This is a genomic window from Streptomyces chisholmiae, from assembly GCF_031845445.1.
Lineage (GTDB): Bacteria > Actinomycetota > Actinomycetes > Streptomycetales > Streptomycetaceae > Streptomyces > Streptomyces chisholmiae.
In genome coordinates, this window is record NZ_JAVREO010000001.1 from 248,726 (window position 1) to 273,542 (window position 24,817).

Consider the following 24,817-nt stretch of genomic DNA (forward strand, 5'->3'; position numbering starts at 1 on the left):
GAAAGCTAGCAGCTCGCAAGAGCTTGCGAAAGACTTTGCACAGCACGGGTGTTGGCGGCCCACCGGCCCGCCCGCCGTCACCCACCGCCGAGCATCAGCAACTCACCGCCGTCCGCCAGTGACCCGGTCAGCCGTGCCTGCGCGCCCTCCGTGGCCGGCAGCGCCAGCGTGCGCTCCGCGCCCTCGCCGCTGACCCCGCCACTCGCCGCGATCTCGGTCACCTGCTCGCTGCCGGCCGCCAGCAGATACCAGGACGCGTCCGGCGACCGCCACAACACCCCGCTGAGCACCTCGGGCCGCCGCTCCCCACAGGCCGGGTCCTCCTCGGCCGCCGCCGTGACCACCGCGGCCCCCGACCCCTCCAACGACGGGTCGACGAAGTGCGTCCAGGCCGTGGCGCCGCCGCCCCGCCAGGTCTCCGCCCGGCCACACACCCAGCGCCCGGTGCCGGCGTGCTCGGGCAGTGACTGCTCGGCGAACTCCCAGGCGTTCACCGACCGCACCCCGCCGCCCGCGACCGCCGCCAGCTGGCAGGCGAGCGGCGCCCAGGCCGCCCGGGCACCGCCCGAGTCCGCCGGCGCCGCGTCGTCCCGCGCCACCCCCGGCACCCCGTGCGTCAGCTGCGCCGGCGCCAACTCGCCCAGGTCGGTCAGCAGCAGCGGCCCCGCCAGGCCCTCGGCCGACAGCTCAAGGGACGGCACCGTCCGGCACTCACCCTCCTGCGCCGGCGTGTGCACCGGGCCGGTCACACCGTGCTCGTCGACCGGCAGCTCGGCCGCCGGCTCCCGCGGCTCCAGCAGATCGACCGAGGCCGCACCGGTCACCCAGGGCGCCGTCAGATAGCGGGTGTTGCCGTCCCCGCGCTGCACCACCACCGCCGAGGCGCCGGCCAGCCCGGCGCCGTCGACCCGCGCCAGATCCAGCACCACCGCGCCGTCCCTGGCGCCGCTCGGCTCCGCGTACCGCACCAGCCGCAGCCCGTCGTACAGCAGCACCACCGACGCCCCGCCGCTCTCCCCGGCGAACAGCAGCTGCGCCGGCCCCGGCGGCGGACCCGTCTGGGTCCCCGGCGTCGCCGAGACCGTCACCTCGTCCCCCGGCCTGGCCCAGACCGCCAGCGCCCGGCGCAGCAGACCGGTGTCGTCCAGCGCGTCACCACGCGCCGGCCAGACCGAGAAGTCCAGCCGTGGCGCCGCCAGCCAGTCGTCCGCCGGCACCCGACGCAACCCCGCCGGGTCCAACGCCGCCTCGGCCGCCGCGTTCTCGCTGTACGGCGGGGCGGCCGCCCCGTCCGGACCCCAGCCGCCCGGCACCAGCGTCACCGCGCCCGCCGCGACCGCCACCGCGACGGCGCCGACCAGCGCCGTCCTGGCGTACTGCCGGCGCCGCAACAGGTCCGTCGGCCTGGCCTGGAGGGTGCACGGATCGACCAGCGGGGTCTCGCCGACCACCGCGTCGGCCGCCGCCAGGGCCGCCTCGATCCGCTCCGCCGGCTCCCCGGCGCCGGCCAGCAGCAGCCGCACCTCGGCCGGGCTCAACCCGTCGATCCGGCGCAGCGCGAAGGCCGCGCGGGCGGCGGCCGAGAGCACGCCGAGCCGCTGGTCCAACGCCACCTCCTCCGGCTCCCCGGCCCGTGGGAACAGCCGCAGTCCCCACACCCTGGGCAGCGCCAGCGGCACCCTCGGCAGCCACCCCACCTCGCGCCCGGCGACCCGGACCGGCCGCTGCGCGGCCAGCGCGGCGCGCACCACGCGCAGCCGCAGCAGCGCGTACCCGGCCTCGCTCACCGGGGCGGCGGCGACCCCGGAGCCGTCCCGCTGCGCGGGCAGCACCGGCGGCGCCTCGTCGACCGCCCGGCCGCGTGGCAACGCCCGCTGCACCAGGGCGTGTGCGGCCAGCACCCGCCGGTGCCGGCCGAAGGACTGCGGCAGGATCAGGTAGCCGATCCTGACCAGCCGGGGATAGTGCTCGACCAGCACCGCCTCGGCCTGGTCGATGGCCAGCGCGGGCGCGGCCCGGCGGGTGTCGCTGGGAGAGATGTCACTGGATGGCACAACCGGCAGAACGAGCCGCCCACCCGGGAGTTACGCCACCACGCGCACCGCGCGCGGACCGCCCGGCGGCCCGCACCCCAGCGGAAACGAATCCCCTCCGGGGGCGAGCGGACGACCACGCCAGCCGCCGCCGTCCGCGGCCGCCCGGCCGTGGCCCGGGCCCGCCGTCCCGGTCCGGCCGGCGGCAGCGCCGGCCCCCGCCGCCGCGCGGTCAGCGCACGCGGCCGCGTCAGCGTTCCAGGTAGGCGAGGACCGCCAGGACCCGGCGGTTGTCGTCGTCGGACGGCGGCAACCCCAGCTTGGCGAAGATGTTGGAGGTGTGCTTGGCGACCGCCCGCTCGGTGACCACCAGCCGCTCGGCGATCGCCGCGTTGGACCGGCCCTGGGCCATCAGCTCGATCACCTCCACCTCGCGCGGGGTGAGCTTCTCCAGCGGGGACCCCTGGCTGCTGCGCTGCGCCAGCAGTTGCTGGATGACCTGCGGGTCCATCGCGGTGCCGCCGCTGGCGACCCGGCGGACCGCGTCCACGAACTGGTCGGCGTCGAAGACCCGGTCCTTCAGCAGGTAGCCCACGCCCCCGTTGCCGTCGGCCAGCAACTCCCTGGCGTAGAGCTGCTCGACGTGCTGGGAGAGCACCAGCACCGGCAAGCCCGGCTGCTCGCGGCGGGCCTGGAGCGCGCACTGGAGCCCCTCGTCGGTGAACGAGGGCGGCAGCCGCACGTCGACCACGGCCACGTCCGGCTTCAACTCGGCCAGCGCGCGGGTCAGTTCGGGCCCGTTGTCCACGGCGGCGGCCAACTGGAAGTCGTGGGCCTCCAAGAGCCGGACCAGACCGTCCCTGAGGAGGAACAGATCTTCGGCGACAACAACCCGCACGGAACTCTCCGTCTCCCGGATGTTTCCGGATGCTCGACGACGTCTTCTGAGCGTCTCCCGACGGGGGCCACCCTATGCCGTCCCGCCGCCCGGCCGCCGCCGGCGCCCCTCACGCGGGGCCGCCGGGCGGCTCGGACGGGGGCGGTGGGCCCGGCTCAGTGCGGGAGGACGGTGCCGAGCACCGAGGGCAGCCCGGTCCAGTCCGAGCTGGCCACCGCCGCGCCGGAGTCGGCCAGCTGCCGCACCCGGTCCAGCGCCTCCCGCTCGGTCGGGTCGGTGCCGGATATCGGCGGGGCGACGTTGTGCGCGTTGGTCATCACCAGCAGGTAGTTCCGGTCGGTGTACCAGCCGGTGTCCACCGACTCCACGAAGACGTCGGCGTCGCCGTCGAAGACCACGAACCAGGGGCGGATCGACTCCTCGTAGCGGCCGACCCGCGGGTCGCCGCCGGCCTCGGCGCGCAGCACCGCCGGGAAGGCGGTGGCCGAGCCCAGCTCGCCGGCGGCGGCCAGATCCCGCAGATGCCGGCCGTACTCGACGTCCGTCCACAGGTTGTCGAACGGGTTGCCCTGCTCGACGGTGCCCGGGATCAGGTGGATCAGGAACTTGCCGGCCAGCGCGTCCCTGGACGGCCAGCCGTCCGCGGTGACCGCCGCGTCCAACGACGCGTGGCCGCCGGTCAGGTCGGCGGGGCGGAACACCGCGTCCCCCAGCGTCTGCTCCACCAGCGCGTCGAACGCGGCCGGGCCGCGCCCCAGGTTGTCGGCGAAGCCGTCCTTCAGCTCCAGCTTCAACTGGATGGGCCGGTGGCCGGGGTTGGCGTCGTGCCAGGTCCTGATGTCGGTCAGGCAGGCGGCCAGGCTCTGGTCCCGGTCGCCGGACCGCAGCTCGTCGGGGCTGCCGGCGCCCACGCAGTTGTTCTGGTTGACGAACGGGCTGTCGTGCCCGACCCGCCAGCCGGAGCCGAAGAAGTTGGTCCAGACGTCGATCTCCAGCATGCCGGCGCCCGAGTCCAGGGCGTCGGCGAAGTAGGGGAACGCGCTCTGCAGATAGGCGTTGTGCACCCCGACGGAGGTGCTCGCCGAGTAGGCCGCTGGACCCGACTCGACCGCCCGCGCCCCGCCGGCCACCACCAGCACGCCGACCCCGCCGACGGCCGCCGCGCCGCCGAGCCACCGCATCCTTGACCTGTGCATCCGAACTCCCTCGCCGCCGCCTGCCGATGCGTCCTGGGACGCGGGAGCACCCGCAACCCCGCGCTAGCGTAGGGGAGTTGTCATGCACAAGCGATGATGCGGAGGCGAACGCTCCCCACACATCCGATGGCGACGCCCGCGTTGGCCGCCCGGCGGCCGGGGGTCAGCGTTTGGTCAGTGTGACGAAGGCGGACCAACTGGCGGTGGGGAAGGCCAGGGTGGGGCCGTGGGTGTTCTTGCTGTCACGGACGGGGACCACTTCCGGTACGCCGTCCGCGACCTCCAGGCATTCGCCGCCGTTGGGGCCGCTGTAGCTGCTGCGGCGCCACGCGGATACCGGGTGTTCGCAGTGGGTCATGAAGCGTAGTCCTTGAGTGTGGAGCCCAGCCTTTCCCGTCGCCCCGTCAGTCGGTGCCCGGCCCAACGCCCCCGCTGGCCGGGCCGGTTGGGGGCCGGGCCGGCGGCGGGGGGACGCGCCAGCCGGTGTCGGCCGCCCAGCGTTCGGCGGCCAGCATCAGCACCGTGGTGGCCGACGCCTTGATCTGGCCGTACTCGAACAGGTCGGGGGCGCTCCGCACCAGCCGGGTCTTGAACGCCCCCCACGCGTCCCGGGCCGCCGCGTCCGCCCGCAGGTGGTCGCGGAAGAGCAGGGCGAACCGGGCGTTGGGCCCGTCGTGGGCGCGCAGGTGGACGTTGTGCCGGACGGCCGCCCCCACGGGTGGGGCGAAGACCAGCTTGCGGCAGGACACCCCACCGCTCAGCTCCTTCCGGTTCCACGGCTCCGGCCGCAGCCGGTAGCCCAGGGCCGTCAACGGCGGGGCCAGCGACGCCGGTTCGGGCGGGGCCGCGACCCGCACCTGGATGTCCACGCAGTCCTTGGCGGCCAGCCCGGGCACCGAGGTGGAGCCGACATGGTCCACGGCCAGCGCCAACGGGCCCAGCGCGGCGGACAGTTCGGCGGCCAGCAGGTCGAAGTCCCCGGCCCAGTGGGCCCGGTGGGGCAGCACCTCGACGGGGGCGATCTCGTCGGGGAACGGCACCGCGGCTACTCGGCGCGGGCCTGGCGGGGGTGGCAGAGCACGCCCGGGATCTCGATGGTGACCAGCGTCGGGCCGCCCTCCGGACTGCTCACCGCCAGCACCCCGTCGAACGCGCCCAGCCGCCGCTGGAGCCCGCGCAGCCCGCTGCCGCCCTCCAGCGAGGCACCGCCCCGGCCGTTGTCGGTGACCGCGATCTGCAGCGAGCGCTGCTTGCGGTCGTAGTAGATGTCCAGCCAGATCCGCTCGGCCTCGGCGTGCTTGGCCGCGTTGGTGAGCACCTCGCTGATCGCGAAGTAGGCGGCGGACTCGACCGGTTCGTCCAGCCGGCCGGGCAGCTCCACGTCCACCTCGACCGGCACCTGCATGCGCAGCGCCAGCGCCCGCGCCGCGTCGCCGAGCCCCCGCTCGGCCAGCACCGGCGGGTGGATGCCGCGCACCAGGTCACGCAGCTCGGTCAGGGCCTCGGCCGAGTTGGCCCTGGCCTGCGCGAGCAGCCGCTTGGCCTGGTCCGGGTCCTTCTCGATCAGCGCCTCGACCGCGCCCAGGCTCATGCCCATCGCGACCAGCCTGGCCTGCGCCCCGTCGTGCAGGTCGCGCTCGATCCGGCGCAGCTCGGCCGCCGAGTTGTCCAGCGCGTCGTGCCGGGTCTCCTGGAGCCTGGCCACCCGCTGCGCCAGCAACTGCTTCTCCGGCGCCCCGATCAGCACCCGGGTGAAGTGGAAGTGCAGCTGGATCAGCAGGTGGTTGTAGCGCAGGCCGACGCCGATGAAGACCAGCCCGAGCAGCCCGGCGAGCAGCGCCGTGCCGAAGCCGCTGACCGGGACGAACCCCCACCAGAAGACGTCCACTGCGGCCACGATCGGCACCCAGACGCCGGCCGCCAGCACCACGCCCCACAGGCCGTAGCTGAGCAGCCCGAGCGGCAGCACCGCGAGCAGGAAGCCGACCACCGCGTCGGGCAGCAGCCACAGCACGTCCCGCCAGGTCGCCGGGTCCTTCAGCAGCTGGATCGCGCGGTACACCTGGCCGGCGATGCCGCCGCGTGGGTCGTGCGGGAGCGGCCGGTAGGCGACCGGGATCTCGATGCCGTACCAGGCGCCGGCGAACTCCCGCCGCTGGTTGGCCTGCGCCCGGATCGCCGCCACCAGGACCGGCACCGCCAGCAGGCCCACGCCGAGGGGGATCAGCGCGAGCGAGACCACGAAGAGCACGAACAGCAGCAGCGAGACACCCACCGACATCAACATCAGCAGCGATCCCTGGGCCGCCGCCAGCAGGCCGCCCCGCACCCGTTCCCGGTTCATGTCCACGTGACCTTTCCGTATCCGCACACTCTCGCCCCGTACCCAGAGTCTGGCCTGTCCAGGAGGGGAGCGTAACGGGGGGAGGCCCCGGAGCGTCGGTGGTGCTGGCTACACCCGGGCGGTACGTCGGCGCGCCCCACGCGGGCGGGACAAGGCGAAGGCGCCCGCCGCGGGGCGGGCGCCTTCGACGTCCCCTCGGTGCCACACCCGAGCTGCGGCCGTGGGCCAAGGGGGCCTCAAGGGGCCGGGCGCGAGCGGCCCGGCCGGGGGGCGGTCAGACCAGGCCGGCCTTCGCCAGCTCCTCGCAGCAGGTGTCCACCAGCAGGCGGGTCACCACGTACGGGTCGCAGTTGGCGTTGGGGCGGCGGTCCTCGATGTAGCCCTTCTTGTCCCGCTCGACCTGCCACGGGATGCGGACCGAGGCGCCGCGGTTGGAGACGCCGTAGCTGTACTCGTCCCACGGGGCGGTCTCGTGCGCGCCGGTCAGCCGGTCCTCGACGCCGGTGCCGTAGTTGCGCACGTGCTCCAGCGGCTTGCCCTCCTTGCCGAGGGCGTCACAGGCGGTGATGATCGCGTCGTAGCCCTCGCGCATCGCCTTGGTGGAGAAGTTGGTGTGCGCGCCGGCGCCGTTCCAGTCGCCCTTGGCCGGCTTGGGGTCCAGGGTGGCGGAGACGCCGAAGTCCTCGGCGGTGCGGTAGAGCAGCCAGCGGGCCACCCACAGCTGGTCGGAGACCTCCAGCGGGGAGAGCGGGCCGACCTGGAACTCCCACTGGCCGGGCATCACCTCGGCGTTGATGCCGGAGATGCCGAGGCCCGCCTTGAGACAGTTCTCCAGGTGCGCCTCCACGATGTCCCGGCCGTAGATCTCGTCGGCGCCGACACCGCAGTAGTAGCCGCCCTGCGGGGCGGGGAAACCGTTCTCCGGGAAGCCCAGCGGGCGGGAGCCCTTGAAGAAGGTGTACTCCTGCTCGATGCCGAAGATCGGCTCCTGGCCGGCGTACTTCTCGGCCAACGGGCGGAGCAGCGCACGGGTGTTGGAGACGTGCGGGGTGTCGTCAGCGACGTTGTAGACCTCGCAGAGCACCAGCTTGTGGTCGCCGCCGCGGATCGGGTCCGGGTAGCTGGCGACCGGCTTGAGCACGCAGTCCGAGGCGTGGCCCTCGGCCTGGTTGGTGCTCGACCCGTCGAAGCCCCACTCCGGCGGCTCGACACCGTCCGCGATGATCTTGGTCTTGGAGCGCAGCTTCGCGGTCGGCTCCGTGCCGTCGATCCAGATGTACTCGGCCTTGTAGCTCACGGTCCTGCTCCTTGAGAAGTCATCGCGGGTACGTCGCGGGTGCTGCGCGGGCGCGTGCGCTCCGCACCCTGGGCACACCATCGCCAGCCGCGATTGCCCTTCAGTTGCCCGTTTGTTAAGCCGCTGTGAACTAGGTCTTCGGGGGCCCGCGTGGGGAAGTGCGGGGCGGCGTGGCTAGGGTGGGGCGGCGCTTCCGGCCGCTCGCCGGCCGGTCTCGCCGGCACGGGACATGAGCGAGGAGAGGGCGTTCGAGGATGAGGATCGGCCTGCTCGGCACCGGCCCCTGGGCCCACATAACCCAGGGCCCGGCGCTGGTGGAGCACCCGGGGGTGGAGCTGGTCGGGGTGTGGGGACGCCGCCCCGAGGCGGCGGCCGAACTGGCGGTGGCCCTGGGGACCCACCCCTACGACAGCCCGGAGGCGCTCTTCGCGGAGTGCGAGGCGGTGGCCTTCGCGCTGCCGCCCGACGTGCAGGCGCCGCTGGCGGTCCGGGCCGCGGCGGCCGGCTGTCACCTGCTGCTCGACAAGCCGGTGGCCACCACGGTGGCCGGCGCCCGGCAGGTCGCCGACGCGGTCGCCGCGCACGACCGGGCCTCGGTTGTCTTCTGCACGCTGCGCTTCGCGCCCGAGACCGAGGCCTGGGTGGCGGCGCAGAGTGGCACGGACGGCTGGCTGACCGGCCGGGCCGACTGGTTCTCGCCGGTCTTCGGCGGCGCCGACACTCCTTACTCCCAGTCGGTCTGGCGCCAGGAGCGCGGCGCGCTCTGGGACGTCGGGCCGCACGCGCTCTCACTGCTGCTGCCACCGCTGGGCGACGTCGCTGACCTGGCCGCGATCCGCGCGATCCGGGGGCCGGGCGACCTGGTGCACGCTTCGCTCCGGCACACCACCGGGGCCACCAGCACGTTGACCCTCAGCCACACCGTGCCACCGCAGGCGGCGAACGTCACCGCCGAGCTGCGCGGCGCGGCCGGCGTCTCGACGCTGCCGGAGCGGGCCGACGGCGGCGCCGTCCGGCCGTTCCAGCGGGCGGTGGACGCGCTGGTCGAGGCGGCGGGCGGCGGCCCCGCGCACCCGTGCGACGCCCACTTCGGGCTGCGGGTCACGGAGATCCTGGCGGCGATCGAGGCGGCGCTGGACGCCTGACGCGCCCGACGCCACGTCGGGTGGTGTCGCCCCCACCGAACGCCCACCGAACGTATACGGTGCCGCGCCCCGGGGCGTGCGACGGCGCCCGCCGCCCGCGTGAGCGGGTGGGACGGGCGCCGTCGGGTCGGGTGCCGAGACGCGGGTCCCGGTCGTGGGCCTCAGGCGCGGGGATGGTGGCCGAGGGCCACCGCCACCTCCTGCACGTTCTGGTAGGCGTGCTCGGGCGGCAGGTCCGCGCGCACCGTCTCGACCAGGGGCTCCGGGGCGTGGTTCTCGTCGAGCGCCGCCAACAGCTCGGGGCGGTCCGCGGGGAAGTCGGTCCGCCGCAGATAGCGGGCCAGCTCGAAGCGGAACGCCTCGTCGTCCTGCTCGCGTTCGGCGCCGCCGGCGCCGGGGCGTACCGGGCCGCCGGCCAGCTGCGGATCGTCGTCCGCCGCCGGCTCCGGGTCCCGCCACTCCTCGGCCCTCGACGGGCGTTCGCCGCGCAACATGCCCTGAAGCTCATGCTTCATCTCGTCGTCGCGACGCGGACTGTACTGGTCGCTACCACGCTGCTGCATGGCTTCCTCCTAACGACTTCGGGAGCGCCCCGGGTACCCGCCGGGGCGCTCCCCACACCGCGCCGGCGGTCTCCCACCGCACGGCCGGCCCGCCGGGGGCGGGTTTGCCGTCCGACGGGGCGGGGAACTCGCAGAGTCCGGGTCGGTGAGCGGCCTGGGACAGGGAAACGCACAAGCTCCGGGCCGGGGAAATCAGGGGCCCCGCCCGGAGTGCTGCTCGCGCCCTCCCGACACCGCCACCGGTCCGCCCCACCGGCCGGCCGCGCAGGACCGTGCTGGCCGGTGCGCCCTCCGCGCCCCGTCACCCCGTCGACTCGTCACGCCCGCGGTGCGGCTGGGGCCACCGTTCCCCCCGGGGCTACCGTCCGCTCAGCGCCACCGTCCGCTCAGGGGCCACCCAGGGTTACCGTCCGCTCAGGACCGCGCCGGCTGCCGGCCGCCGCCGACCGGTGCCCGGACCGCCGCCGGGCCGAGCAGCGACTCCAGCGCCGCGTCCAGCCGCCGCTCCTCGTCCCAGCCGGCCTCCGGGAGCAACCCCGGTATGGCGCGCAGGATCTGGGCCCGCCCCAGCTGCTCGCAGTAGAGCCGCAGGGCGCGTTCCCCGGCCTCCTCGGCGCTGAGCCCGAGCGTCGCGCGCAGCCAGCCGGCCAGCGCGTCGAGGCGGCGGGTGATGACCCGCTCCAGCACGGCCGCCACCCGGGGTTGGCCGGCTTCGGCGAGCAACGCCAGCTCGGTGGCGTCCCGTTCCGCGAGCCCGGTCATGGTGCGGAGCAACTCCCGTGCCCGCGCCGCCGGTTCACCTTCGTGGACGGCCAGGGCCGCGGTCAGCTGGTGGGTCGAGCGGGCCTCCCAGTCGGCCAGCGCCGCGTCGATCAGCGCGTCGCGGTTGGTGAAGTGCCAGTAGAAACTGCCCTTGGTGGCGCCGAGCCGCGCGGCCAGCGGTTCGATGGCGATGGCACTCAGACTGCCCTCGTCCCGCAGCGCGGCGAGCGCCGCCTCTGCCCAGTCCGCAGCCGTCAAACGGCGTCGGGCTCCCCGTTGTTGTGGCATGGGAGAAAGGTAACGTAAAGTTAAAACCATGCGGATACGTATGGTGAGGTACGCCATACCGGCGCCCTCGTCGTCACCTGGGGCGGGCGGGGCCTGACCCCCCTCGGGTCCGCTTTCGCGCCGCGCCCGCCCCAACTCCTGTCAGCGGTCGGTCTTTTCCAGCGCGCTGCCCTCCAGCCCGTCGGCCGTGGACGGTGCCGGCCCCTCGGTGCGGACCCGCTCCACCTCGTGCAGCGACTCGCGTAGATCGGCGAGCCAGGCGTCCGAGTTGCGCTCCACCAGCCGCACACACCAGGCGAGCGCGTCGCTGCGGCTGCGCGCCACCCCGCCCGCTATCAGGGTGTCGAGCACCAGCCGCTCCGGCTGCTTGAGGCGGGTCATGACCGGCGCCGAGATATGGGTGAACATCTCCTGGCTGTGGCCGCAGCGCGCCCCCCAGGAGAGCTGCCGCCGGAACCGGACCTGCGCCTCGCGCGCCACCTCGACCCGCTGCGCCCTGGTGCGCTCACGGAACTCCGTGATCCGCCCCTCGCAGGCCGCCTCGTACTCGGTGATGGACGCCCCGGGAGGCAGCTCCGGCTCCGCGATGCGGCCGATGACCGTGATCTCCTCACGGTCCGCCGACACCTCCACCAGTTCGGTGAACCAGGATTCCGGGAGCCGCCCGGCGAACCAGCCGCGCAGCTCCTGCCGCCCCTTGTCTGTAATCATGTAATCAAGATTACGCCTCGACGGCATCCGCTGTCCCACCAGGACTGTCACGAAATCGCTCCGACTCGGCGCGGGCGCCGGGCAGTTGCGCCCGACGCCCGCACCGTCACCGGGGCGCGGCCAGCCACCTGGGGTCAGCCGCGCCGGATCAGCCGCGCGGGGTCAGCGCTGCCGGTCGCGGAACCGGTAGGTCGCCCGCTGGTGCCGGGTGATCGCCTTGAGCCGGTCGGTGCGTTCAGCCCGCACCCGCGCGTCGGTCCTGGCCGCCGCCCAGGCGCTCTCCCGCAACAGCTTGCGGTAGCTGGCCAGTCGCCGCGCCGGCAGCGTGCCCGCCTCGATCGCGGCCAGAACCGCGCAACCCGGCTCCGCCTGGTGGGCGCAGTCGGTGAAGCGGCAGTCGGCGGCCAACTCCTCGATCTCGGCGAAGACCTGCTCCAGCCCCTCCGCCGCGTCGAACAGGCCGACCCCACGCAGGCCCGGGGTGTCGATCAGCACGCCCCCGTGCGGCAGCGGCAGCAACTCCCGCCGCACGGTGGTGTGTCGGCCCTTGCCGTCGCTCGCCCGCACCGCCCCGGTGGCCAGCACCGGCTCACCCAACAGGGCGTTGCCCAGGGTGGACTTGCCGGTGCCCGAGGTGCCCAGCAGCACCACCGTTCCGGTGAGCGCGGCGGTCAGGGCGTCGAGCCCTTCGCCGGTCAGCGCGCTGGTGGCCACCACGTCGGCGCCCGGTGCCAGCGCCGCCGCCTCGGACAGCGACGCCCCGGGGTCGGCGGCCTGGTCGATCTTGGTGAGCGCCACCACCGGACGGGCGCCGCTCTCCCAGGCCAGCGCCAGCAGCCGCTCCAGCCGGCCGGCGTCCAGCGCCCCGGCGGCCGAAACCGCCAGGACCACGGTGTCGACGTTGGCGGCCAGCACCTGGCCGTGGGAGTCCCGGGCGGCGGACGCCCGCACGATGGCGGTGCGCCGCGGCAGCAGCGCCGCCAGCCGGGGTTCGGCGCCGTCCCGCAGCGCCACCCAGTCGCCGGTGCAGGCGCCGGGAGTGGCCGTGCTGTCGGCGTGCACCGGGCCGCGCCCGGTCACCACCTCGCACCGGCCACGGTCCACCCGCACCACCCGGGCCGGGGTCAGCCCGTCCGCGACGTGTTCGGCGAACGCGGCCGCCCAGTCGGCGTCCCAGCCGTGGTCGTCGAGCGCGGTGGCCGCGCCGGCGGCGGGGTCGGGGCCGGCGGCGGGGGAGAAGAAGGGAGAGTTCGAAGAAGAACCAGCAGAAGAACCAGCAGAAGACATGAGGGGCAGACCCTTGGAGAAAGGGGTCCCGCGTATGTGACGTCGGTCAGACCGGGACCCGGGAGACAAGAACGATCCGGGCGCTGCTCAGGGCAGCCGTCATCACCACAGCCATCGTCCTCACCTCCCGTCCTCGGGGCCCGCCAACGGGCCGGGTCAGAGCCCGGTTACTCTACCACCGGTCGCTGACCGCCCGCGGCGCCTGCGGTCAGTGCTTCAGGAAGACCAGCAGGTCCTCGTGGAACTTCTCCTTGAAGCCCGGGACGTTGGCCAGCCCGTGCGGCGCGTCCGGATAGACGTGCAGGGTCGCGTCGGGGATGATCTCGGCCGACTTGCGGCCGGCGGCGTCGATCGGCACGATCTGGTCGTCGTCGCCGTGGATCACCAGCGTCGGCACGTCGATGCGGCGCAGGTCCTCGGTGAAGTCGGTCTCCGAGAACGCGGCCACGCAGTCCAGCGCGCCCTTGACGCCCAGTTGCATCGCCATCAGCCAGAACGCGTACTTGTTGCCGTCGGTGACCTGGTTGCCCGGCCGGTTGGCGCCGAAGAACGTCTCGGTCAGATCCAGGTAGAACTGCGACCGTTCCTTGCGGATACCGTCCCTGATCTGATCGAAGACGTCGATGGGGGTGCCCTCGGGGTTCTCCGGGGTCTTCAGCATCAGCGGCGGCACCGCGCTCAGCAGCACCACCCGGCCCACCCGGTCGGTGCCGTGCCGGCCGATGTACCGGGCCACCTCGCCGCCGCCCGTCGAGTGGCCGACCAGGGTGATGTCCCGCAGGTCCAGCTGCTCGATCAGCTCGGCCAGGTCGTCGGCGTAGGTGTCCATGTTGTTGCCGTGCCAGGTCTGGGTGGAACGGCCGTGGCCCCGCCGGTCGTGGGCGATCGCCCGGTAGCCGTTCTCGGCGACCAGGTTGAGCTGGTCGTCCCAGACGTCCGCCTGGAGCGGCCAGCCGTGCGAGAAGACCACGGGCGAGCCGATGCCCCAGTCCTTGTAGTAGATGTGCGCTCCGTCGCGGGTCCTCACAAAGCTCATGGGTGCCTCCTCGGGGCACGAGCGTGCGGTTCGGCGGCCCGGGCGCGCCGCTCGGTGGACGGCGTGGGGGCCGCTTCTTCGAACCTAGGACGATGCGCCATTCGGTGCAAAAGCGGCCGAACCGGTCGGTAATGTGGCCCGTCGGGTCGCGGAAGTCGCTGGACAGGGGGCCGGGAGAATTGGCAGGCTGAGCGCCGGTCGCACGCGGTCGAACGTGTGTCCGAATAGCTCGCCTGTTCTCGTCCCCCGGGAGTTCCCTTGCCGACCGTCGCACCGCTCGCACCCGAGGTCGCCGCGTACTACCGCGCGCAGAGCGCCTACAGTGACCCGGGTCAACTGGTCGACTCCTACGCGGCGTTGCCCACCGACGTGGGCGAACTGGCCCGGCTCGCCCGGGGGCTGGTGATCCACCGGCTGGAGGGCGACCACCTGAAGTACGCCATCCCCGAGGACCGGCTCCACCACGACGCCGAGACCCGCTACCTCGACGACATCCTGCGGATCGTTCTCGACCGGAACAGCGCGCCATTGACCGAGGAACGCCCCCTGGACGACCGTTTCGTCGGCATCTGCCGCGACTTCGCGCTGCTGCTCTGCTCGTTCCTGCGCCATGTCGGGGTGCCGGCCCGACTCCGCTACGGCTTCGCCGACTACTTCTCGGACGACGGCTTCCACGCCGACCACGTGGTCACCGAGTACTGGGACCCACACCGCGGCTGGCTGCTCGCCGACCCCAACGTCGCCACCGACCCGCCGCCCGGCATCGACCCGCTGGACGTCTCCCGGGACCGCTTCCTGCTCGCCGGCACCGCCTGGCAGGCCATCCGCGCCGGCACCGCCGACCCCGGCCGGTTCGGCGTCCGCACCCCCGGCGCCGACCTGGTGGGGGAGTGGTTCGTCTGCGGCGCGCTCCTGCTCGACCTGGCGATGCTCAACAAGACCGAGCCGCTGCTCTGGGACGTCTGGGGCGAGGGCGCCAGCAACGACGCCGACCTCACCGACGCCACCCGCGCCCTCTACGACCGGGTCGCCGAACTCACCGCCCCCGACGTCGCGTTCACCGCCGCCCGCGAGCTGTACACCAGCCACGACGGGCTCCGCGCCCCCGCGACCGTCCGCTCCGACGCCCCGTTCCTCGGCTCCTGCCAGGTCACCCTCCGCCCGGCGTGACCGAGTGGGACTGTCAGACCCGGCTGGCACCCTGACACCATGGCAGCACCGGAGACCCGCCCACCGCGCGACCTCGCCGAACTAACGGCGGTCCTCACCACCGGCTTCGACCTGATCCGGCCCGTCGCCCCGGAGTTACCGCACCGCCTCGTCGGCACCGCGGCAGCCCGCCTCCAGGGCGTCGACCTGCCGGTCGGCGACATCGACCTGCTGCTCGCCGGCCGGGGCGACGTGCACGCCGTCGCCACCGCGCTGGCCGGCCACCCCTGCGTCACTCCACCGGTGTGGCTGGCCGCCGCCGCCCAGTACTACGCCTGCTACCGGGTGGGCGGCGTCGGCTTCAGCGTCAGCACCGTGGAACGGCCCGGCGCGGACGCCGCCTGGCGGCACCACGTCCCGGTGACCGTGGGCGCCCACCGCGTGCACTGCGTCCGGCTGGAGCTGCACCTCCCCACGGAGTTCCTCCGCGACCGCCCCGACCGGTACCGGCCACTCCTGGCCCACCTCGCCACCCACGGCGTGGACCACGCACTGCTCCGCCTGGCCATGGCCGCCCACGCGGTCCCCGCCCGGTTCGCCGCCCTGATATCCGACCTGCCGGCGCGTTAGCCAAGCTCCTCGTCAGGCCCGAGACACCTGCGCCAACCCGCGCCCCGGCCGCCCGGTTCCCGCGCCGCCCCGACGGGCCGGGACGTGTCCACCCGGACGAGCGGGAACGCGGCGAGGGCCGCCGTCCCGCGGTTCGCGGGATGGCGGCCCTCGCCGAGCTGCGGGGAGGCAGCGGGTCGACTCACACGTCGAAGTACAGCTCGAACTCGTGCGGGTGCGGCCGGAGCTGCATCGGGGCGATCTCCTTCTCCCGCTTGAAGTCGATCCAGGTCTCGATCAGGTCCGAGGTGAAGACGCCGCCGGCCTGGAGGTACTCGTTGTCCGCCTCCAGGGCCTCCAGCACCGCCGGCAGCGAGGTCGGGACCTGCTGCACGCCGGCGTGCTCCTCGGGGGCCAGCTCGTAGAGGTCCTTGTCGATCGGCTCGGCCGGCTCGATCTTGTTCTTGATGCCGTCCAGACCGGCCAGCAGCAGCGCGGAGAACGCCAGGTACGGGTTCGAGGACGGGTCGGGCGCCCGGAACTCGACGCGCTTGGCCTTCGGGTTGGACCCGGTGATCGGGATGCGCATCGCGGCGGAGCGGTTCCGCTGCGAGTAGACCATGTTGACCGGGGCCTCGAAGCCGGGCACCAGGCGGTGGTAGGAGTTCACCGTCGGGTTGGTGAACGCCAGCAGCGACGGGGCGTGCTTGAGGACGCCGCCGATGTAGTAGCGGGCGGTGTCCGAGAGGCCCGCGTAGCCCTGCTCGTCGTAGAAGAGCGGGGTGCCGCCCTGCCACAGCGACTGGTGGACGTGCATCCCGGAGCCGTTGTCGCCGAAGATCGGCTTGGGCATGAAGGTGGCGGTCTTGCCGTTGCGCCAGGCGACGTTCTTCACGATGTACTTGAAGAGCATCAGGTCGTCGGCGGCGGCCAGCAGGGTGTTGAACTTGTAGTTGATCTCGGCCTGGCCGGCGGTGCCCACCTCGTGGTGCTGGCGCTCCACCTCAAGGCCGGCGGCGGCCAGTTCGAGGGAGATCTCGGCCCGCAGGTCGGCGAAGTGGTCCACGGGCGGGGCCGGGAAGTAGCCGCCCTTGTACCGGACCTTGTAACCGCGGTTGCCGCCCTCCTCGATGGCGCCGGTGTTCCAGGCGCCGGCCTCGGAGTCGATGTAGTAGTAGCCGGCGTTGGAGCGGGTCTCGAACCGCACGTCGTCGAAGACGTAGAACTCGGCCTCGGGGCCGAAGTAGGCGGTGTCGGCGATGCCGGAGGAGGCCAGGTATGCCTCGGCCTTCTTCGCCACGTTCCGCGGGTCGCGGCTGTACGCCTCGCCCGTGATCGGGTCGTGGATGAAGAAGTTGATGTTGATCGTCTTGTCCTTGCGGAACGGGTCGACCCGCGAGGTGGAGAGATCGGCGACCAGCGCCATGTCGGACTCGTGGATGGCCTGGAAGCCGCGGATCGAGGACCCGTCGAACATCAGGTTCTCCGTCGGGTCGAACGCCTCGGCCGGGACGGTGACGTGCTGCATGATGCCCGGCAGGTCGCAGAAGCGGACGTCGACGAACTTGACGTCGTTGTCGGCGATGTATTTCTTGATCTCGTCGGCGTTACGGAACATCCGGATGTCCTCCTTGCCCCGTCCCGGCAGGGCGGGGGATGTGCAGCTCGGGAGTGGCCCCTCGCGTGGGCCTGCCGGGGCCGACCCTAGGGACCAGCCATTTCTCGGGCGTGACTCACTTGTTTCCCCAGTGTTAACCGGACTTCTCACCGGATAGCCGGCGGCACGCCGGGACGGCGACCGCGCTACGGTGGAGGGGTGGACAACCGGCAGGCAATGGGTTCGTGGCTGTCCGGCCCCCGCGCGGCGGCCGAGGACATGGGGATCGACTTCGGTTACCGGGGCGAGGGGTTGGGGCTGCCCAAGGAGGGCCCCGGCTCGATCGCGCCGTTCGGGCGGCGGGTCGCCGCCATCTGTGTGGACTGGGGGCTCTGCGCGCTGATCGCATACGGTCTGCTCGCCCAGGGCGACCTCGGCACCGCCAACAACTGGACGCTGCTGGTCTTCACGCTGATGAGCGTCCTCACCGTCGGTACGGTGGGGATGACCCCGGGCAAGCGGCTGTTGGGGCTGCGCCTGGTGCATCTCAGCGGCCAGCGGCTGAGCTTCCCGCGCGCGGCCCTCCGCTGCCTGCTGCTGGCGTTGGCCATCCCGGCCCTGATCTGGGACCGCGACGGCCGCGGCCTGCACGACCGGGCGGCGGGCGCCGTCCAGGTGCGGATCACCGGCCGGCCGGCGACGGAGCCCTCGACGAAGCCCTTGACGGAGCCGGAGGCCGGCTCCGCGGCGGGATCGACGCCCGCCAGCAGCTGACCGGCTCGTCCCGCCGCGCGCCTTGGCGGTACGCGGCCTGGCGGGGCTCCGGGTCCGTTCCGCACCAAGGGCGCGGCCTGGCGGTATCACAGCGAGGCGCGGCCCCGGAGTTCGACCGTTCCGGCGGTAGGCGGCCGGGCGCGGTCCTCGGGGTCCGGACGTTCCGGCGGTAGGCGGCGGGGCGGGCCCTCGGGTCCGGCCGGCCCGGCGCGCGGTCGGGCGGTAACGCTTGGGCGGGGCTCGGGTCGGGCTGTTCCGGCGCGCGGCCTGGCGGTGACACGGTCGGGCGAGGCCCCGTGCTCTGCCCGATCGGGCCGGCTCGCTTCCGAAACCGCTCCCTGACCTTCCCTGACCTTCCCTGACCTTCCTTGACCTTTTGGCCGCCCGCCGAGCCCGGCCCCACCCCGGAACGAGCCAGGCGTCAGCGAACGCCTGCCGCCCATCCCGGGCCGCCGGGCGCCACAACGGCCGAGGGGCCGGCGGGAGATCCCGCCGGCCCCTCGGCCGCGCTTCGTTCGTGTCCCGCGAAGCGGCTCAGCGCCCGCGGCGGGGCGCCTGGTTCATCCCCTTCATCCGCCCGCCGCCGCCCTTGGGCATCGGCCCCTTCGGGATCGGCATGTTGCTCAGCAGATCGCCCATCGCCCGCAGCCGGTCGTTGACCTCGGTGACCCGGGGACCGGGCAGCTCCTTGCGGAACTTCGCGATCGTGCGGCGCAGGTTCTTCAGCTCCACCTGGCCCTCGCCCTTGCCGACCACGATGTCGTGGACCGGAACGTCGGAGACCACCCGGTTCATCCGGCGCTTCTCGGCGGCCATCAGGGTCTTCAGCCGGTTCGGGTTGCCCTCGCCGACCAGCACGACACCGCACTTGCCGACCGCACGGTGCACCACGTCCTGCTGCCGGTTGACCGCCACCGCCGGGGTGAAGACGATCCCGCGCCGCATGTTCTCCAGGGCGGCGGCCGCCGCGCCCGGCTGGCCCTCCATCTGGCTGTAGGCCGCCCGCTCGGCCCGGCGGCCGAAGACGATGGCGGTGGTCAGCAGCGCGACCAGGAAGCCCAGGATGCCCAGATAGATCGGGTGTCCCCAGAGGATGCCGATGCCGAGAATGATCCCGAAGGTGACCAGGAAGACCAGAATCAACCACAGACCGATCCAACGATCGACCCGCTTGGCCATCTTGTAGGTCAGACCGATCTGCTTCATCCGGCCTGGGTTTTCGGAATCCTGTTCTTTTTCCTTCCGCGCCATGCCGGCAAGTCTACGGCGCCGCCGGCCCCTCGGGCGCCCGGGTCAGACCCGGGTGGTGGGCCGGGCCGGTGGCGGGTTCCCGCCATCGACCGCGCGCAGCGCGCGCTCGGCCTCCCGGTGGGCGGCGGCCCGCTCCTGGTCCTCCCGCACCGCGGACCAGGCGTTCTCCAACGCCGTCCGCCGGCCGCCGGCCAGTAGTCGTTCGTCCAGGGCCCGCAGGGCGCGACCCATGGTGGACCGCTCCCGGTGCACCAGCTGAACCAGCCCCATCACCGCATCCCTCCCGGGCGGCCACGGCACCACCGGGCCCGGCGAACCCCCGTGCCGCTGGCCGCGCCCCGCACGCCCACCATGGCTGTTCACGGACAACGCTCCCCCATATCGTTATCGAACGGTGTTTCCACCCGGTGACCCCGGGGTCAACAGCCGGCGCCGTCACGCCACCCGCGAAGCGCCCCGCCGCTCCATGGCCTGCTGGTAGAGCCGGCCGGCGCGGTAGGACGAACGGACCAGCGGCCCGGACATCACCCCGGCGTAGCCGATCTCCTCGGCCTCCTGCTGCAGCTCGACGAACTCCGCCGGCTTCACCCAGCGCTCCACCGGGTGGTGGCGCGGCGTGGGCCGCAGGTACTGGGTGATGGTGATCAGCTCGCAACCGGCCTCGTGCAGGTCGCGCAGCGCCTGGCTGACCTCCTCGCGGGTCTCGCCGAGCCCCAGGATCAGGTTGGACTTGGTGACCAGGCCGGCCTCCCGGGAGAGGGTCAGCACCCGCAGCGAGCGCTCGTACCGGAAGCCGGGGCGGATGCGCTTGAAGATCCGTGGCACCGTCTCCACGTTGTGCGCCAGCACCTCGGGGCGCGCCGAGAACACCTCGGCCAGCTGCTCGGGAACCGCGTTGAAGTCGGGGATCAGCAGCTCGACGCCGGTGCCGGGGAGCACCTGGTGGATCTGTCGGACGGTCTCCGCGTACAGCCAGGCGCCGCCGTCGGCCAGGTCGTCCCGGGCCACGCCGGTGATCGTGGCGTACTTCAGGCCCATCTGGCGCACCGAGTCGGCGACCCGGCGCGGCTCGTCCCGGTCCAGCTCGGCGGGCTTGCCGGTGTCGATCTGGCAGAAGTCGCAGCGCCGGGTGCACTGTTCACCGCCGATGAGGAAGGTCGCCTCGCGGTCCTCCCAGCACTCGAAGATGTTGGGGCAGCCGGCCTCCTGGCAGACCGTGTGCAGGCCCTCGCGCTTCACCAGGCCGGTCAGCGCCTGGTACTCGGGGCCCATCCGGGCACGGGTCTTGATCCACTCCGGCTTGCGTTCGATCGGGGTCTGACTGTTCCGGACCTCAAGACGCAGCATCTTGCGGCCGTCAGGCGCGACAGCGGACACGTCCGGCTCCCTACCACTTTCGATTCTTTGGCGTTCTACAGCGTACGCCTCTGGATATGTGGGTGATCCCGGTCACACGGCGCGCGGAAGCGGGGTGGCCGTCTCCCATATCGCGCTCAGGTGCTTCTCCACCACGGGCACCACCTCGGTGACCGGGACCTGGCGGCCCAACTCCTGGGAGAGCGAGGTCACTCCGGCGTCCCTGATCCCGCAGGGCACGATCCGATCGAACCAGGTGTTGTCCGGATCGCAGTTGAGCGAGAAGCCGTGCATCGTGACGCCCTTGGCGACCCGGATGCCGATCGCGGCCAGCTTGCGGTCCTCGTGTCGCTGGCCGGCGTTGGACGGCGCGTACTCGGGGCCGTTCAGCCGGGGGTCGAACTCCTCGTCGTGCCGGCGCGGGTCGAAGTCCAGCGAGAGTCCGCCCAGCCCGGCGCCGGCCACCTCGTCGCCCAGCACCCACACCCCGCTGCGGCCCTCGACCCGGGTCGTCTCCAGACCGAACTCGGCGCAGACCTTGATCAGCGCGTCCTCCAGTCGGCGCACATGGGCCACCACGTCGACCGGACGGGGCAGCTTCATGATCGGGTAGCCGACCAACTGGCCCGGGCCGTGCCAGGTGATCTTGCCGCCGCGATCGACGTCGACCACCGGGGTGCCGTCCAGGGGGCGCTCACTGTCCTCCGTGCGCCGGCCGGCCGTGTAGACCGGTTGGTGCTCCAGGAGCAGACAGGTGTCGGGGATCTCGTCGGCGAAGCGAGCGGTGTGCACCCGACGCTGCTCCTGCCAGGCGGCGTGGTACTCCACCGCCTCGGCTCCGAACCCCAGATGGACAAAGCGCAGCTCGCCCACTGCAACTCTCGCTTTCGGTACACGCGCTTGGCATACACGCATTCGGTGAGACGCACTGGCGTCCCACCCCCAACTCTAAGCCCGGCCGAGGACGGCGAGGGGGGTGGCCTCCGGCTCACACATACGGATGAATCATCCGCTCTCGCGGCGTTGCGACCTGGCGGGACCGTTACATTCACGCCGTTCCAGCCGCACAGCCGTAAGGCAGGAGACCGCATCGCCGATGTCTACGGAACGACCCGGAGGCCCGGCCTCCCCGCAGTCCGCCACGCCGCGCAATCCCAACCGACAGCTGGCCGCCCTGATCGCCGAAGCCGGCTTCTCCCACGCGGGGCTGGCCAGACGCGTCGATCAGCTTGGCCTCGAACACGGCCTCGACCTCCGGTACGACAAGACATCGGTGACGCGATGGCTGCGCGGCCAGCGCCCGCGCGGCACCACCCCGGCGCTCATCGCCGAGGTGTTCACCCGTCGGCTCGGCCGGCGGCTCTCCGCGCAGGACCTGGGCCTGGAGGCCTGCGCCCCGGTCTACGCCGGGCTGGAGTTCGCCGGCAGCCCGGCGGAGGCGGTGGACATCGTCGCCGGGCTCTGGCGCAAGGACACCGGCGGCTACGCGGAGCTGCGCAAGATCGCGTTCACCCCGGCCGGCCTGGTGGTGCCGAGCCGGGACTGGCTGATCGGCCGCCCCGACGAGCGCGTCGCCCGGGGGGAGGCCCCCGACGGCGCGGTCAGCGAGCCGCCACCCCCCGTTCGGGTCCCCGAGCAGCTGCGCGGCCACGGCCCGCTCGGCGCGGCCAGGGCCAACCCCCGGATGCCCAGGCCGAGCCGCATCGACCGGGTGGAACGCGGCCCGGGCCAGCGGGTGACGGCGGGCGACATCGCCGCGCTGCGCTCGGTGGCCGAGCTGTTCCGGGGTCTGGACCAGGCGTACGGCGGCGGCCACGCCCGGCAGGCGCTGGTGCGCTATCTGGAGCACGAGCTGGAGCCGATGCTGCGGGGCGGCTACGGCGAGCAGACCGGGCGCCGGCTCTTCGCCGCCGCCGCCGAGCTGACCCGGCTCGCCGGCTGGACGGCCTACGACATCGCCGCCCACGGCCTGGCCCAGCGGTACTTCGTGCAGGCACTGCGGCTGGCCCAGGCGGCGGCGGACCGGGGCTACGGGAGCTTCGTCCTGGTGTCGATGAGTCGACAGGCGGTCTACCTCGGCCACGGCCGCGAGGCCGTGCAGCTGGCGCGGGTCGCCCAGCAGGGCATCGCCAGCTCGGTGGCCCCCGTGGTCCAGGCGCTGCTGCACGCGGTGGAGGCGCGTGGGCACGGGCTGCTGGGCGAGGTCAGATCCTGCACCGCGGCGATGGCCAGAGCCGAGCGGGCCCTGGAGGCGGCCCGCCCGGGGGAGGAGGTGCCGCCCTGGGCGCGGTCCTTCGACGAGGCGCAGCTGGCCGACGAGTTCGGCCACTGCAACCGCGACCTCAAGCAGTACCGGGCCGCCGCCCGGCACGCCGAGCGTTCGCTCCAGCTGCGGGCCCCGGAGCAGGCCCGCAGCCGGCTCTTCTGCCGGGTCGTCCTGGCCTCGGCCAGGCTGGGACTCGGCGACGTGGAGCAGGCCTGCACGCTGGCCGCCGAGGCGGCCCAGCAGGCCAACGAGATGCGCTCGGCCCGCGCCCACGAGTACGTCCAGGAGTTCGAGCGTAGGTTGGAGCCGTTCCGGGACGCGGCCGCGGTGCGCGCCTACCGGGAGAAGACGGCTGTCCTGCGGTAGCCGGCCGGCCCGGCGCCCGCCCCCGGCCGGGGCCGGGGGCGCCGCCCGGGGGCGGGTCAGCCCGCGGCCCGGGTGGAGTCCTCGGCCGCGGGGGCGCAGCCCAGGTCGTCCAGGACGGCCAGGCTGGCCCGGCGGGCCGAGTTGAGGTCCCCGGTGATCCCCGGCAGGTCCCGGTGGTCGCCGCAGACGTAGAGGCCGTCCAGCAGCCGCGCCGGCCGGCGCCGCCGGTATGGCGGGGGCAGCACCGGCACCGCCTGCGGGTCGTGGTGGGCGGCCAGCAGCCGCCAGCGGTCGGCTGCCACCCCGTACAACTGGCTGAGCTGGGGGCGCGCCGCCCGGTCCAGCGACTCGACCGACCCGGCAGCGGCCGGGCCGATGATCACCGAGGTGAGCAACGTCTGCCCCGCCGGGGCCCGGCTCGGGTCGGCCGCCGAGGCGGCCACCGAGTGTGCCACCGGGCCGCGCGCGGCGGCCTCCACCAGCAGCGCCGGGTGCGGCACCGACAGCGCCGGCGCCGCGTGGTGCAGCACGGTCAGCTGGTGGAAGCGCGGCATCCGAAGCCCCGGCAGCAGCCGGGCCGCCGTGGCCGCACCGGTGGCCACCAGGACCGCCCGGCAGCGCAGCACGCCGTGCGCCGCGGTCTCGACCCGGGTGGTCGCGACCGAGGTGACCCGCACCCCGGTGCGCACCGAGTCCGGCGGCAGCTCGGCGGCCAGCGCCTCCGGCAGCGCGGCGGCGCCTCCCTCGGCCAGCGCCAGCCCGTGCCGGGCGAAGGCGCGCAGCACCGCGTCGCTCAGCCGGCTGGAGGTGGCCAGCTCCGGGTCGTGGAGCAGCGCGGCCAGCGCCGGCCGCAGCATGGCGTCCGCGATCCGGGTCGGGATGTCCCGCCGGGCCAGGGCCTCGGCCGCGGTCGACTCGGGCCGCTGGGAGAGCTGCTCCTCGGAGAGCCGGCCGAGGCGGGCCAGGTTGGCCCGCAGCCAGATCTGGTCGAACGGCTCGGCGGGCGACCGGCCGGCACCGGCACCACCCTCGGGCCCCTCCTCGCCGCCGGGCGGCGGCTCGCCACCCAGCTGGCGGACCGGGCCGGCGCCGTGCAGCTGGACGCCGCCGGTCAGCCGGCGCAGCGGCACCCGGCGGGGCAGCTCGGCCAGGGCCGGGGAGTCGGGGAGGGTGAGCTGGCTGGAGCGGTCCAGCCGGAAGCCGTCCCGAAGCTCGGTGGCCAGCCGGCCACCGATCCGCTCGCCGGCCTCCAGCACGATGACCGTCAGTCCGGCGGCGGTCAGCCGGTGCGCGGCCGACAGCCCGGCCGGGCCGGCCCCGATGATGACGACGTCGGCGTCCGTACGCCGTGTTCGGCTGCTGAGCACTGGGCCTCCCGGGTGAGGTGGTCGGTGCGTCGGAGCGGCGGTCAGGCGGTGGCCGGTGGGCCCTGCTACCTGATGCCCGCTGGGAAGCGAGCAATGCCTTCCGAACCGGAGCTGACCCTCTCACGCCGCCCCGAAAGCGGCAGAGCGCACGCACCGGGCACCGGAGCACGAGGGCGGCGCAGGGCCCGCCGGGCGGACGGGGGCGGACGCCTGGCGGCGAACCCGCCGGCGAACCGGGCGGACCGGGCGGAACGGTCAGGCCGGCCAGCAGGGGGCCCAGGCCGAGCCGGCGGGCGAGCGGGACGCGCGCCGCGAGCTGGCGGCGGAGCCGGACGAGGAGCGGGGCGACGAGTCGGACGACCAGCGGCGCGGTACGGCGGGCGACGAGCCGGACGGAGAGTGACGTACTGTGACAGCAGAGGCGATTCATGTCACGGAGAGTAGCTCCCGCCACTGACAACCACGGTGACGGCGACGGCGACGACCGCCGCCAAGGCCCCCCGCCCGCGCCCCGGACGCCCG

At 73.8% G+C, this 24,817-nt stretch carries 22 protein-coding genes and 1 pseudogene; 5 read left to right on the forward strand and 18 right to left on the reverse strand.

Going from position 1 to position 24,817, the window contains the following annotated elements:
• Positions 1-77: 77 nt before the first annotated feature.
• The 7 genes from RM844_RS01075 to glnII all read right to left on the reverse strand — a co-directional run bounded on the left by RM844_RS01075 (position 78) and on the right by glnII (position 7,768).
• Positions 78-2,054 carry a hypothetical protein gene (locus RM844_RS01075; RefSeq protein ID WP_311663564.1) on the reverse strand — a complete coding sequence of 659 codons (1,977 nt, stop codon included), beginning with the start codon at positions 2,052-2,054 and terminating at the stop codon, positions 78-80.
• Positions 2,055-2,283: 229 nt separating this feature from the next.
• Positions 2,284-2,931 (reverse strand): response regulator transcription factor, encoded by a 648-nt coding sequence (locus RM844_RS01080; protein WP_311663566.1) that lies wholly within the window; start codon positions 2,929-2,931, stop codon positions 2,284-2,286.
• A 155-nt stretch (positions 2,932-3,086) separates the two neighbouring features.
• Positions 3,087-4,127: a phosphatidylinositol-specific phospholipase C domain-containing protein gene (locus RM844_RS01085; RefSeq protein ID WP_311663568.1), complete on the reverse strand. Its 1,041-nt coding sequence runs from the start codon at positions 4,125-4,127 to the stop codon at positions 3,087-3,089.
• Between the two features lie 163 nt (positions 4,128-4,290).
• Positions 4,291-4,485 carry a DUF397 domain-containing protein gene (locus tag RM844_RS01090; RefSeq protein WP_311663569.1) on the reverse strand — a complete coding sequence of 65 codons (195 nt, stop codon included), beginning with the start codon at positions 4,483-4,485 and terminating at the stop codon, positions 4,291-4,293.
• A gap of 46 nt (positions 4,486-4,531) precedes the next feature.
• Positions 4,532-5,167: a GrpB family protein gene (locus RM844_RS01095; RefSeq protein WP_311663571.1), complete on the reverse strand. Its 636-nt coding sequence runs from the start codon at positions 5,165-5,167 to the stop codon at positions 4,532-4,534.
• Positions 5,168-5,172: 5 nt separating this feature from the next.
• On the reverse strand, positions 5,173-6,471 hold the full coding sequence (locus RM844_RS01100; RefSeq protein ID WP_311663573.1) for a sensor histidine kinase: 1,299 nt from the start codon (positions 6,469-6,471) through the stop codon (positions 5,173-5,175).
• Between the two features lie 274 nt (positions 6,472-6,745).
• Complete coding sequence (gene glnII, locus RM844_RS01105) at positions 6,746-7,768, reverse strand: glutamine synthetase (protein ID WP_311663575.1); 1,023 nt, start codon at positions 7,766-7,768, stop codon at positions 6,746-6,748.
• A 254-nt stretch (positions 7,769-8,022) separates the two neighbouring features.
• On the opposite strand from glnII, the gene RM844_RS01110 reads away from it, so the two are divergent.
• On the forward strand, positions 8,023-8,913 hold the full coding sequence (locus RM844_RS01110; RefSeq protein ID WP_311663577.1) for a Gfo/Idh/MocA family protein: 891 nt from the start codon (positions 8,023-8,025) through the stop codon (positions 8,911-8,913).
• Positions 8,914-9,074: 161 nt separating this feature from the next.
• Here RM844_RS01110 and RM844_RS01115 read toward each other — a convergent pair whose 3' ends face one another.
• The 5 genes from RM844_RS01115 to RM844_RS01135 form a co-directional block, all read right to left on the reverse strand.
• Positions 9,075-9,476 carry a DUF2795 domain-containing protein gene (locus tag RM844_RS01115; protein ID WP_311663579.1) on the reverse strand — a complete coding sequence of 134 codons (402 nt, stop codon included), beginning with the start codon at positions 9,474-9,476 and terminating at the stop codon, positions 9,075-9,077.
• A 414-nt stretch (positions 9,477-9,890) separates the two neighbouring features.
• Entirely contained in the window at positions 9,891-10,496 is a 606-nt protein-coding gene (locus RM844_RS01120; protein WP_311663581.1) for a TetR/AcrR family transcriptional regulator, read from the reverse strand.
• A 171-nt stretch (positions 10,497-10,667) separates the two neighbouring features.
• Positions 10,668-11,237 carry a hypothetical protein gene (locus RM844_RS01125; protein ID WP_311663583.1) on the reverse strand — a complete coding sequence of 190 codons (570 nt, stop codon included), beginning with the start codon at positions 11,235-11,237 and terminating at the stop codon, positions 10,668-10,670.
• A gap of 162 nt (positions 11,238-11,399) precedes the next feature.
• Positions 11,400-12,524 (reverse strand): ribosome small subunit-dependent GTPase A, encoded by a 1,125-nt coding sequence (gene rsgA / locus RM844_RS01130; protein ID WP_311663585.1) that lies wholly within the window; start codon positions 12,522-12,524, stop codon positions 11,400-11,402.
• 208 nt (positions 12,525-12,732) lie between these two features.
• Positions 12,733-13,560: an alpha/beta fold hydrolase gene (locus RM844_RS01135; protein WP_311663587.1), complete on the reverse strand. Its 828-nt coding sequence runs from the start codon at positions 13,558-13,560 to the stop codon at positions 12,733-12,735.
• Positions 13,561-13,818: 258 nt separating this feature from the next.
• On the opposite strand from RM844_RS01135, the gene RM844_RS01140 reads away from it, so the two are divergent.
• Positions 13,819-14,730: a transglutaminase-like domain-containing protein gene (locus RM844_RS01140; protein WP_311663589.1), complete on the forward strand. Its 912-nt coding sequence runs from the start codon at positions 13,819-13,821 to the stop codon at positions 14,728-14,730.
• A 39-nt stretch (positions 14,731-14,769) separates the two neighbouring features.
• Positions 14,770-15,339, forward strand: a complete 570-nt coding sequence (locus tag RM844_RS01145) for a hypothetical protein (protein ID WP_311663591.1) — start codon at positions 14,770-14,772, stop codon at positions 15,337-15,339.
• A 181-nt stretch (positions 15,340-15,520) separates the two neighbouring features.
• Here the strand turns inward: RM844_RS01145 and glnA are convergent, their stop codons facing one another.
• Positions 15,521-16,936, reverse strand: coding sequence for a type I glutamate--ammonia ligase (gene glnA / locus RM844_RS01150; protein WP_311663593.1), 1,416 nt, complete (start codon positions 16,934-16,936; stop codon positions 15,521-15,523).
• A 198-nt stretch (positions 16,937-17,134) separates the two neighbouring features.
• On the opposite strand from glnA, the pseudogene RM844_RS01155 reads away from it, so the two are divergent.
• Positions 17,135-17,599, forward strand: a pseudogene (locus RM844_RS01155) (RDD family protein); the annotation flags it as partial.
• A 624-nt stretch (positions 17,600-18,223) separates the two neighbouring features.
• On the opposite strand, the gene RM844_RS01160 reads toward RM844_RS01155, so the two are convergent.
• From RM844_RS01160 to lipB, 4 genes are all read right to left on the reverse strand, one after another.
• Positions 18,224-18,940 (reverse strand): DUF4191 domain-containing protein, encoded by a 717-nt coding sequence (locus RM844_RS01160; protein ID WP_311663595.1) that lies wholly within the window; start codon positions 18,938-18,940, stop codon positions 18,224-18,226.
• 42 nt (positions 18,941-18,982) lie between these two features.
• Complete coding sequence (locus RM844_RS01165) at positions 18,983-19,210, reverse strand: hypothetical protein (protein ID WP_311663597.1); 228 nt, start codon at positions 19,208-19,210, stop codon at positions 18,983-18,985.
• A 165-nt stretch (positions 19,211-19,375) separates the two neighbouring features.
• On the reverse strand, positions 19,376-20,317 hold the full coding sequence (lipA, locus tag RM844_RS01170) for a lipoyl synthase (RefSeq protein ID WP_311663599.1): 942 nt from the start codon (positions 20,315-20,317) through the stop codon (positions 19,376-19,378).
• Between the two features lie 72 nt (positions 20,318-20,389).
• On the reverse strand, positions 20,390-21,169 hold the full coding sequence (gene lipB / locus RM844_RS01175; protein WP_311663601.1) for a lipoyl(octanoyl) transferase LipB: 780 nt from the start codon (positions 21,167-21,169) through the stop codon (positions 20,390-20,392).
• A 223-nt stretch (positions 21,170-21,392) separates the two neighbouring features.
• Between lipB and RM844_RS01180 the strand changes: the two genes are divergently transcribed.
• Positions 21,393-22,928: a regulator gene (locus tag RM844_RS01180; protein WP_311663607.1), complete on the forward strand. Its 1,536-nt coding sequence runs from the start codon at positions 21,393-21,395 to the stop codon at positions 22,926-22,928.
• 56 nt (positions 22,929-22,984) lie between these two features.
• Here the strand turns inward: RM844_RS01180 and RM844_RS01185 are convergent, their stop codons facing one another.
• The gene (locus tag RM844_RS01185; RefSeq protein WP_311663612.1) at positions 22,985-24,295 is read right to left on the reverse strand and encodes an FAD-dependent oxidoreductase; all 1,311 of its coding nucleotides are present in this window, start codon (positions 24,293-24,295) and stop codon (positions 22,985-22,987) included.
• Positions 24,296-24,817 lie beyond the last annotated feature (522 nt).

Coding starts and splice junctions, on each gene's coding strand:
- RM844_RS01100 (WP_311663573.1), bottom strand. CDS start 6,471: ATGAACCGGGAACGGGTGCGGGGCGGCCTGCTGGCGGCGGCCCAGGGA.
- RM844_RS01110 (WP_311663577.1), top strand. CDS start 8,023: ATGAGGATCGGCCTGCTCGGCACCGGCCCCTGGGCCCACATAACCCAG.
- RM844_RS01145 (WP_311663591.1), top strand. CDS start 14,770: ATGGCAGCACCGGAGACCCGCCCACCGCGCGACCTCGCCGAACTAACG.
- RM844_RS01090 (WP_311663569.1), bottom strand. CDS start 4,485: ATGACCCACTGCGAACACCCGGTATCCGCGTGGCGCCGCAGCAGCTAC.
- RM844_RS01160 (WP_311663595.1), bottom strand. CDS start 18,940: ATGGCGCGGAAGGAAAAAGAACAGGATTCCGAAAACCCAGGCCGGATG.
- RM844_RS01125 (WP_311663583.1), bottom strand. CDS start 11,237: ATGATTACAGACAAGGGGCGGCAGGAGCTGCGCGGCTGGTTCGCCGGG.
- RM844_RS01085 (WP_311663568.1), bottom strand. CDS start 4,127: ATGCACAGGTCAAGGATGCGGTGGCTCGGCGGCGCGGCGGCCGTCGGC.
- RM844_RS01115 (WP_311663579.1), bottom strand. CDS start 9,476: ATGCAGCAGCGTGGTAGCGACCAGTACAGTCCGCGTCGCGACGACGAG.
- RM844_RS01165 (WP_311663597.1), bottom strand. CDS start 19,210: ATGGGGCTGGTTCAGCTGGTGCACCGGGAGCGGTCCACCATGGGTCGC.
- RM844_RS01180 (WP_311663607.1), top strand. CDS start 21,393: ATGTCTACGGAACGACCCGGAGGCCCGGCCTCCCCGCAGTCCGCCACG.
- glnA (WP_311663593.1), bottom strand. CDS start 16,936: ATGTTCCGTAACGCCGACGAGATCAAGAAATACATCGCCGACAACGAC.
- RM844_RS01135 (WP_311663587.1), bottom strand. CDS start 13,560: ATGAGCTTTGTGAGGACCCGCGACGGAGCGCACATCTACTACAAGGAC.
- rsgA (WP_311663585.1), bottom strand. CDS start 12,524: ATGTCTTCTGCTGGTTCTTCTGCTGGTTCTTCTTCGAACTCTCCCTTC.